This window comes from Paraburkholderia sp. RL17-347-BIC-D, from assembly GCF_046027915.1.
In the GTDB taxonomy this organism is placed as follows: domain Bacteria; phylum Pseudomonadota; class Gammaproteobacteria; order Burkholderiales; family Burkholderiaceae; genus Paraburkholderia.
Genome location: NZ_JARESS010000184.1, coordinates 1 through 1,153, shown reverse-complemented (window position 1 = coordinate 1,153; position 1,153 = coordinate 1). Strand labels below are relative to the sequence as shown.

At 57.8% G+C, this 1,153-nt stretch carries 2 protein-coding genes; one reads left to right on the top strand and one right to left on the bottom strand.

The features are described from left to right. Positions 1 to 438 precede the first annotated feature (438 nt). Positions 439 to 726, top strand: a complete 288-nt coding sequence (locus P0D96_RS48035) for a DUF4148 domain-containing protein (protein WP_408180532.1) — start codon at positions 439 to 441, stop codon at positions 724 to 726. Between the two features lie 69 nt (positions 727 to 795). Here P0D96_RS48035 and P0D96_RS48030 read toward each other — a convergent pair. Beyond that, positions 796 to 1,153, bottom strand: a 358-nt coding sequence (locus tag P0D96_RS48030; RefSeq protein WP_408321351.1) for a porin, incomplete at its 5' end; no start/stop codon positions are given.

Below are 1,153 nucleotides of genomic sequence, written 5' to 3'. Positions count from 1 at the left end.
CCTCTCAGCCGCCCGCGAGTTGTCGACAACCAGCGACAGACCTACCGGGGTTGCGCGGTGCTTTGGTGTACCCATGTGTGTTCCTCTCTGTGAAAATGGCAGAGTGCTGCGCCCAACGACCGCTACCTCGAGCGTGCGGTCGGCTTGCGATACGCGTCGTCATAACCTCCATATAGGCAAGATGTTAGACGCGGGGCTCTTGCAGTCTTTTCGCGCGAAGATGAAAAAGAGTTAATGCAACGGCTCGTACAGCGTCGCTCAGGCCACGAGGAAATAGCTGAGGCCACGTCGGCGAGGCACGCGCTGCAAAGCAGATCGACTCAATGCCTCGTGTAGTTAACAAAACAGTAATCCAGGAGTCAGCGCGCCGACAGCCGGAACGAGAAGAATGGGAATGGTGGTTCAAGCCACTCATCGCACGCTAACCGGAGCAACACCATGAAACTGCTTACCGCCTTCGCTGTCACCGTCCTCAGCCTGTCGTTCGGCGCCAATGCTTTTGCCCAGTCGTCGCCTGACGAGCTGACGCGCGCCGAGGTGCACGCGCAACTCCTGCAGGCCGAGGCAGACGGCCTTGTACCGGCGCCCAAAGCAGACTATCCGCCGTCGGCACAGGCCATCGCGCGTAATCGCGAGATCTATGCAATCCAGCACGGCACCGACAGCACAGAGCTGACGAAGACCACCGGCTCGGCAGCCCTTCGTTCGGAGTCGGTGTCGAACTGATCCAGCGATGCAATGCGTTGCGCCAGGTTATCGGGCACACCCTGCCCGATAACCGTAAATCGCAAGTGCTTAGAACGTGTGCCGGATGCCAACGCGCGCGAGGAACTGATTGGCACTCGACGACGGCGCATCTGCGCCCGTTATAAACGCGGTATTCAACGGCGCCGACACAGCGCCGCCACCCGATGCATGCTGGTACAAGCCTTGAACGTAGACGTCAGTACGTCCTGATAGGTTGTAGTCCGTCATCAAGCCGAACTGGTGGTATTTCGGCTTTGAGTTGCCCGCGCTGCTGTCGAAATGGGCAATCGTGTAGTTGTACATCGCACCTACATAGGCAGCCTTCGTGAATTGATACTTGGCATTGAGTTCGAAATTGTCGAATTTAAGGCTGCTCGCAGTGTTCGTGAAGTTGCCAACGTATACC